The organism is Streptococcus mitis (assembly GCF_003942795.1).
Lineage (GTDB): Bacteria > Bacillota > Bacilli > Lactobacillales > Streptococcaceae > Streptococcus > Streptococcus mitis_BJ.
Genome location: NZ_RJNY01000008.1, coordinates 71,683 through 80,186, shown reverse-complemented (window position 1 = coordinate 80,186; position 8,504 = coordinate 71,683). Strand labels below are relative to the sequence as shown.

The window sequence follows — 8,504 nt, the reverse complement described above, 5'->3', positions numbered from 1 at the left end:
AGTTTTGCGTTTGAGTAGGGAAGTTCCAGTGCATTCATGATCTTGTACTTATCTTTCAAAAAGGTCTTAAAAATAGTTTGAAAAATAGGATTTACAGAAGAAATTGTTTCTTCAATAAGACTAAAGAAATGTTCCGTTTGTTTCTCTTGAAAATGAAAGAGTAGGAGCTGATAGAGATTATAGTGCTGTCTAAGTTCTTGAGAGTAGGCAAGTATCTTTTCTAGAATCTCTTTATTGGTCAAGTGTGAGCGAAAAGTTGGTCGATAAAAACGTTTATCACTGAGTTTACGGCTATCCTGTTGGATGAGTTTCCAGTAACGTTTCAGTGCTTTATATTCGTGCGATCTCCGATCCAACTGATTCATAATTTGGATGCGTACGCGATTCATTGCTCGATTGAGATGCTGGACAATGTGAAAGCGGTCGAGAACGATTTTAGCAGAAGGAAAAAGTTTTCTAGCCATATCGTAGTAGGGACTAAACATGTCCATGATAATGACTTTCACACGACTTCTCACCTGTCTAGAATAGCGAAGGAAATGATTGCGAATAGTTGCTTGAGTCCGTCCATCTAGGAAAGAGTTTTGTAGCCCGCACACTCTAGATAGGGAATTTTAGATTCTTTTTGGAAGTCATATTTAGCCATTTGTCCTTGACAGTCGAGACACTTAGGAGCAGGATAATCTAGCTTAGCGATGATTTCTTTATGTGTTCCAGCATCCAGATAATCCAAGATTATGATGTTCTTGTCTTTAATTCCGAGTAAGTTTGTGATAAAATTTAATTGTTCCATAAGATTCTTTCTAATGAGGGTTTGGTCACTTTTTCATTATAGGTCTTATGGGACTTTTTTTCTACAGCAAAATAGGCTCCATAAGACCTATGGTGGTTTTACCCACTACAGAAATTATAGAGCCTCTATTTTTTGCCTTTATATACAAAAAGCCCTTCGGATAAAATCCGAGGGGCTTAAAACGTTGTTAAATCAACGGCCGAACTTTTGAATTTCAAGGTTCGGGATAAAATAGTTCACTGAACTATTTTATTTTTTCAAGTTGTAGAATGATTTTAATCCACGGTATTCAGCTACTTCACCAAGTTGGTCTTCGATACGAAGCAATTGGTTGTATTTAGCGATACGGTCTGTACGTGAAAGTGAACCAGTCTTGATTTGTCCCGCGTTAGTTGCAACTGCGATGTCAGCGATTGTTGAATCTTCAGTTTCACCTGAACGGTGTGATACAACGGCAGTATAACCAGCTTCTTTTGCCATTTCGATAGCATCGAATGTTTCAGTAAGAGTACCAATTTGGTTAACTTTGATAAGGATTGAGTTAGCAGCACCTTCTGCAATACCTTTTTCAAGGTAAGAAGTGTTTGTTACGAAGAAGTCGTCACCAACCAATTGTACTTTACCACCAAGACGTTCAGTAAGAGCTTTCCAACCGTCCCAGTCGTTTTCATCCATACCATCTTCGATAGTGATGATTGGGTATTTGTTTACCAATTCTTCAAGGTAGTCGATTTGTTCTGCAGCAGTACGTACAGCAGCGCCTTCACCTTCAAATTTAGTGTAGTCGTAAACTTTACGTTCTTCATCATAGAATTCTGATGAAGCACAGTCAAATCCGATAAATACGTCTTTACCAGGAACATATCCAGCAGCTTCGATAGCAGCAAGGATAGTTTCAACACCGTCTTCAGTTCCTTCGAAACGAGGAGCGAATCCACCTTCGTCACCCACGGCTGTTTCCAAACCACGTGATTTAAGGATTTTCTTAAGAGCGTGGAAGATTTCAGCACCCCAACGAAGAGCTTCTTTGAATGTTGGTGCACCAGCAGGTACGATCATGAATTCTTGGAAAGCGATTGGAGCGTCAGAGTGAGAACCACCGTTGATGATGTTCATCATTGGAGTTGGAAGAACTTTAGTGTTGAATCCACCAAGGTAGCTGTAAAGTGGGATTTCAAGGTAGTCAGCAGCAGCACGAGCTACAGCGATAGACACACCAAGAATTGCGTTTGCACCCAATTTACCTTTGTTAGGAGTACCGTCAAGTGCGATCATAGCACGGTCGATAGCTTGTTGGTCACGTACATCGTAGCCGATGATAGCTTCAGCGATGATGTTGTTTACGTTGTCAACAGCTTTTTGTGTACCAAGACCACCGTAACGAGATTTGTCACCGTCGCGAAGTTCAACTGCTTCGTGTTCACCAGTAGAAGCTCCTGATGGAACCATACCACGTCCGAAAGCACCTGATTCAGTATAAACTTCTACTTCAAGTGTTGGGTTACCGCGTGAGTCTAGGACTTCGCGAGCGTAAACATCAGTAATAATTGACATTTTTTACTCTCCTTTGAGTTAAATTTTTTACACCTCTATGATACCTTAAAAATAAGCGTTTTTCAAGAAAAAACGTTATCTTTGTGCAAATTTTCCTTAACTTTATAAAGTAATCGCTTTCTTTTTGTCTGTTTTCTCGCGATTTTTGTGATATACTATTTTTATGACAGATTTATCAAAACAATTACTAGAAAAAGCTCATGGCGGGCCGAAATTAAACCCTGACGAACAACGCCGCTATCTCGGCACTTTCAAGGAAAGAGTTCTTGGCTACGCGGATATCAGTACTGCCAATAGTCTTGAATTAGAACATGGATTTTTCTCTATTTTAGAGAGTTTTCAAGAAAAGGTAGAGGAACTTTTTGTAAAGATCTCACCAAATATCGAGTTTGACAAACAGGTATTTTACTTAAGACAAGCAAAGGAAAGCAACTGCCAGGCGACTATTGTTTCAAACGATCATATCACCTCTCCTTTTGGTCTTATCATTCACACGAATGAACCTGTTCAAGTAGAAGAAAAGGACCTTAGACTTGCATTCTCGAATCTCTGGGAGAAGAAAAAGACAGAAACTCCTAAAAAATCAATCTGGAAAAAATGGTTAGGTTAATGATTTCTCATATTTAATAAATGACCGATATTAGTAGCTGTGTGCTCCAAATAGAGACTTGCATTTTTCAAACTATTCTCTAAAGGTTCACTTTTCTCTAAAATTGAAAAGGCTGCTTGTATATTTTCGAATGGTAGGGGAGGTAAATCCTCGGAAAGACTACCGCAAATAGCAATAACAGGAACTCCGACGGGGGTTCTTTTTGCTACGCCTATAGGCGCTTTCCCAGCAAAGCTTTGACTGTCCAGTCTACCTTCACCAACGATAACCAAGTCAGCATCTGCAACTTTCTTATCAAAATCAATCAAATCCAAGCAAGTATCAATTCCAGATACGATACAGGCCTCAGCAAAGGCGCAGAGCCCAGCAGCAATACCACCTCCAGCTCCTGCTCCTTTAAGAGATAGGGTGGAAGGTGAAGATTTTTCATAGAACTCCTGTATAGCCAGATCTACCATCTCAAATAAAGCAGGATCCAAGCCCTTTTGTTTTCCGAATGTATAGGTTGCCCCTCGATGACCACATAGAGGGCTCTCAACATCTGCTAAAATGCGAATTTGAACATCTTCGGGAATCCTATATAGGTCATCTTTGGAAACTGATTCAAACTCAAGCAAAGTCTGACCGCAAGCTGGCAATTCTTTTCCATTCTTATCATAAAAACAATAACCCAGACCAGCAGCAATGCCTATCCCACCGTCATTACTAGCCGTACCACCAACGCCGACATAGATATCTTTCATCCTTTGATTAACGAGATGGCGAATCAACTCTCCGATACCTCGGGTTTGGATGTGAAGAGGATTTCGTTTCTCCTGCGGAATCTTTTCTAAACCAACCAAGTCAGCAACTTCAAAGAGCGCTATTTGGCCTTTATAAAAGTAGCGCATGGATTCTTTTAGGCCAAAAGGTCCTGTCACCTCTTGCCATTTTTCTTCGAGTTCAAGAGAATGGCGAATAGCGTCTACAGTTCCTTCCCCACCATCACCTACAGGGCAGAGCAGACATTCTACATCTGCTATTGACTGTTCGAAGCCTCTTTTTATAGCTTGCGCGACCTCTTCTGCCGTCAAACTTTCTTTAAAAGAATCGGGTGCAATTACAATTTTCATAGTTCCCTCTCATTCTAAGAAATCAATCAAAGGTAGAACTTCTAAAAGATCCCTCGTATCTACATGACAAGCTATCTCTGTTTTTACGATCTCTTTGGCACAAAAGGCTATACCACGTCCTGCTGACTTTAACATCAAGAGGTCGTTAGCACCATCACCGATGGCAATCGTTCTTTCTTTGGAAAGTCCTAATTCCTTTCTCCATTTCTCAAGAGTAGCATTTTTTACTTGACCTGTCACAATTTTACCAACTAATTTTCCTGTTAAAAATCCGTCTTTGACTTCTAACTGGTTGGCGGAGAAATAGGAGATACCAAGGGATTCTGCTAGTCTCTCAACTATTGATGTAAAGCCACCAGACACTAGACCAACTAGAATGCCCTTCTTTTGAAGTACGGAGATAAATTCTTGAGCATTCTTGGACAGATGAATGGATTTAAAGACCGTATCAAAAACCGAAATTGGAAGACCTTTTAACAAAGCCACTCTCGCTCGCAAGCTTGTTTCAAAGTCCAGTTCACCTCGCATTGCCTGGCTTGTAATCTGCGATATTTCTTCTTCGCAACCTGCTTCTCTTCCTAAAAGATCAATCACTTCCTCTGCTATCAGGGTGCCATCAACATCCATAACACAAAGTCCCTTTGCTTGAGTCATCCCTTCTCCTCTTTTCTAAACAGTCCAAAAATCGTATGAAAGAATCATACGATTTTATCTATTAGTTGACTAAACTATGGTACAAGTCCAGGTAAGATTTGCAGGCTGTATCCCATGAGAAATCGCATTCCATAGCTTGTTTTTGTAGATTTCTCCAAACGTCCGGCTGGTACTTATAAACATCCAAGGCTGTTTGGAAACTCCAGTTAAGCCAGTATGGTGTTAAATTGTCAAAGCTAAATCCAGTACCAGTTCCTTCGATCGGATTGAAGGATTGAACCGTATCACGCAAACCACCAACCTCATGAACCAATGGTAGAGTTCCATAGCGCATCGCCATCATTTGAGACAAGCCACATGGTTCAAAACGACTTGGCATGAGGAAGAGGTCACAAGCTGCGTAGATTTCTTGAGCGAGCTTGACGTCAAAAGTGATATTTGCTGATAGTTTGTCAGGATAGACTTGCGCAAACCAGGAGAAGGAATGTTCAAAAGCTGGGTCACCTGTTCCTAAAAGGACTATTTGAACGTCCTCTTGTAAGAAACGATGCAAGCTTTCTACGACAACATCAAAACCTTTTTGGCGTGTCAATCGAGAGACAATCCCAACTAGAGGAACATCTGCTCGCACTGGTAACCCAACTCTCTCTTGCAATTTTGCTTTGTTTTGAGCTTTTCCAGACAAATCTTCCTTATCAAAATGATAGTCTAAAAGTGGGTCTGTTTGAGGATTATAAAGATCTGCGTCAATACCATTGACAATACCTGAAACCTTACCTGACTCCATGCGAAGAATCTGGTCCAAACCGCAACCAAACTGACTGGTCATAATCTCGTGCGCATAGCTAGGAGAAACGGTTGAGACACGATCCGCGTATAGGATACCAGCCTTCATCCAGTTAAGGCAATCATTCCAGCGAAGAGTGCCATCAGCATAGCGTTCAAACCCAACTCCAAATAAATCCCACAACATTCCTTCAGAAAATTGACCTTGAAATTCCAAATTATGAATAGTTAAAACTGTTCTGATTCCTTGATAGGCTTGAATCCAGCTATACTTTTCCTTTAACAAGAATGGAATCATTGCTGTATGGTAATCATGGACATGGAGAAGGTCAGGGATAAAGTCGATGCGTTCCATTGCTTCTAGAGCAGCCAGTTGGAAGAAGGCAAAGCGTTCACCATCGTCAAAATCCCCGTAAACATGACCGCGGAAGAAATAATATTGATTATCAATGAAGTAGAAGGTAACCCCATTCAAGACAGTTTTTTTAATACCACAGTACTGTCTACGCCATCCTACACTAACTTCAAAGTGGAGAACATCCTCTATCTGGTCACCAAACTTAGCTTCTACCATATCATAGTAAGGCAAGAAAACTGCAACTTTGTGCCCCGCTTTTACAAGTGATTTAGGAAGTGCGCCAATGACATCGCCCAAACCACCTGTTTTTGAAAAGGGTGCTCCTTCTGCCGCTACAAATAAAATTTTCATGAATAAATGTCCTCTGTTACTGTTTCACCCTTCTTCACTACAACTGGATGTTCTGCTGTTCCTCGAATGACAACACCGTCCGCAACTTCAACACCCTTGTCCAAGATAGCATATTCAACTTGGGCACCCTGACCAATCACAACTCGAGGGAATAAAATGCTGTCCTTCACCACACTATCTTTGTGAACATAAATGTTACGAGATAGGACTGACTGAACTACTTCACCCTCAATGATACTACCAGAAGCAAACTGAGAAGTACTTACTTTTGAAGTATTCGCATAGTAGGTTGGTTCTTCATTTTTAACTTTTGTATAAATCTTTTGATTTGGTGAGAAAAGTGAGTAGAATTTTTTAGATTCAAGCATATCAATATTTGCTTGATAATAGGACTGAACAGAATGAATGTTTGCTAAGTAGCCTGTGTATTCGTAAGCAAAAGCTCCTTCTTTTACAGCTAAATCGCGAAGGACATAGCGCAACTTTTCAGGATATTCTTTCTGAGCCTCTTCTTCAAGTCGTTCAATCAACCAAGGAGTGTCCACAACAAAGATATCTGTAGACATGTTGAAGAGTTCATCCGTAGATTTGTTATCAAAGAGTTTGTGCAAACGAACATGGTCTGTTTCATCGATTTCCAAGATAGCATTCACTTCAGAAATATCTTTCTTAGGAAGTTTCTTATATACAACTGTAATCGGACCTTTTGTTGTATTGTGTAGGTGGAAGACTTGATTCAAATCAATATTCACCAGAACATCGCAGTTAATCGAAACGGTTTGGTTTGAACCTGAACGTCTCAAGTAGGTAAGAAGTTGTTGGTAATACTCTTTTCCAACTGTACTGCTTTCAACACGAGTGTTGTAAATTCCCAAATAGTAGTGACTTAGAAGTGTTGACAAGCCCCATTCACGACCTGAACGGATATGGTCGAAAACTGAGCTGATATTATCTTGTTGGAAAATACCAAAGATACTACGAACACCTGCATTTGCAAGACTGGAAAGGGGGAAGTCAATCAAACGGTATTTCCCACCGAAAGGCAAGCTAGCTACCGGACGGTGTTCTGTTAACGTTGACATATCATGAAAACCAACTGTGTTTCCCAAAATGGCTGAATATTTATCAATCTTCATCTGTTGCTACCCCCACTACTTCATTGTATCCTACTACTTGTACTTCGTCAGTTCCGTCAATTTCTACGCCGTCTGCAATAATGGCACCTTCACTAATGATGGCACGTTTAATTTTTGCACCTTTTCCGATAATGGCACCACTCATGATCACAGAGTCTACTACTTCAGCCCCCTCACGTACTTGCGCCTCTGTTGAGAGAATGGAATGCTTAACAGTTCCATCCACGAGACAGCCATCCACAACTAAAGAATCTTCTACATGAGCGTGTTCTCCAATAAAGTTTGGTGGTGAGATCAAGTTTCTTGAGTAAATTTTCCACTGACGATTACGGCTATCCAAGGCATTTTCTGGCGAAATATATTCCATATTGGCTTCCCAAAGTGACTCAATCGTACCAACATCTTTCCAGTAGCCATTAAATTCATAGGCATAGACACTTTCACCAGACTCGAGATAGTTAGGGATAACGTTCTTCCCAAAGTCTGACATATCCACATTGCTCTTTTCAGCAGCAACAAGCATATTGCGAAGTCGTTTCCAGTCAAAAATATAAATCCCCATAGAAGCCTTTGTAGACTTAGGTTGCGCAGGTTTTTCTTCGAATTCAACGATACGGTTATTGGCATCTGTATTCATGATACCAAAACGGCTAGCTTCTTTGAGAGGTACGTCTAGGACAGCTACTGTCAAACTGGCATTGTTATCCTTATGGGACTGAAGCATATCATCGTAGTCCATCTTGTAGATGTGGTCACCAGAAAGAATCAAAACATACTCAGGATTAACACTGTCGATGTAGTCAATGTTTTGGTAGATAGCGTGACTAGTCCCTTCAAACCAACGGTTTCCTTCGCTGGCTGAATAAGGTTGTAAAATAGAAACGCCTGAACCGATACCATCCAATCCCCAGCTAGAACCATTTCCGATATGGTTGTTCAAAGCGAGAGGTTGGTATTGCGTAATCACACCAACATTATGGATTCCAGAGTTTGCACAGTTGGAAAGAGCAAAGTCAATGATACGGTAGCGCCCACCGAATTGCACTGCCGGTTTGGCAATGCTTTGAGTGAGTTTTCCGAGACGTGTTCCTTGCCCACCCGCAAGGATCAAAGCTAGCATTTCATTCTTCATTTTCTACTCCTTTATAAA

At 40.7% G+C, this 8,504-nt stretch carries 7 protein-coding genes and 1 pseudogene; 1 reads left to right on the top strand and 7 read right to left on the bottom strand.

The window, feature by feature from the left end; all coding sequences use genetic code 11:
• Together D8847_RS05150 and eno are read right to left on the bottom strand one after the other, a co-directional pair.
• A pseudogene (locus D8847_RS05150) lies at positions 1-793 on the bottom strand (transposase); the annotation flags it as partial.
• 249 nt (positions 794-1,042) lie between these two features.
• A complete protein-coding gene (eno, locus tag D8847_RS05145) occupies positions 1,043-2,347 on the bottom strand; it encodes a surface-displayed alpha-enolase (protein WP_000022823.1) in 1,305 nt (434 codons plus the stop codon).
• A 163-nt stretch (positions 2,348-2,510) separates the two neighbouring features.
• Between eno and D8847_RS05140 the strand changes: the two genes are divergently transcribed.
• Positions 2,511-2,957, top strand: coding sequence for a DUF1694 domain-containing protein (locus tag D8847_RS05140; RefSeq protein WP_125840851.1), 447 nt, complete (start codon positions 2,511-2,513; stop codon positions 2,955-2,957).
• Here the strand turns inward: D8847_RS05140 and D8847_RS05135 are convergent.
• The 5 genes from D8847_RS05135 to D8847_RS05115 all read right to left on the bottom strand — a co-directional run bounded on the left by D8847_RS05135 (position 2,954) and on the right by D8847_RS05115 (position 8,486).
• The gene (locus D8847_RS05135; protein WP_125840850.1) at positions 2,954-4,069 is read right to left on the bottom strand and encodes a glycerate kinase; all 1,116 of its coding nucleotides are present in this window, start codon (positions 4,067-4,069) and stop codon (positions 2,954-2,956) included. The genes D8847_RS05140 and D8847_RS05135 overlap by 4 nt on opposite strands.
• 9 nt (positions 4,070-4,078) lie before the next feature.
• Complete coding sequence (gene serB / locus D8847_RS05130; RefSeq protein WP_125840849.1) at positions 4,079-4,723, bottom strand: phosphoserine phosphatase SerB; 645 nt, start codon at positions 4,721-4,723, stop codon at positions 4,079-4,081.
• A 61-nt stretch (positions 4,724-4,784) separates the two neighbouring features.
• On the bottom strand, positions 4,785-6,218 hold the full coding sequence (glgA, locus tag D8847_RS05125; protein WP_125840848.1) for a glycogen synthase GlgA: 1,434 nt from the start codon (positions 6,216-6,218) through the stop codon (positions 4,785-4,787).
• A complete protein-coding gene (glgD, locus tag D8847_RS05120) occupies positions 6,215-7,354 on the bottom strand; it encodes a glucose-1-phosphate adenylyltransferase subunit GlgD (protein WP_125840847.1) in 1,140 nt (379 codons plus the stop codon). Before glgD ends, glgA begins: the two co-directional genes overlap by 4 nt.
• Positions 7,344-8,486, bottom strand: coding sequence for a glucose-1-phosphate adenylyltransferase (locus D8847_RS05115; RefSeq protein WP_125840846.1), 1,143 nt, complete (start codon positions 8,484-8,486; stop codon positions 7,344-7,346). The genes glgD and D8847_RS05115 overlap by 11 nt, the downstream gene beginning before the upstream one ends.
• Positions 8,487-8,504 lie beyond the last annotated feature (18 nt).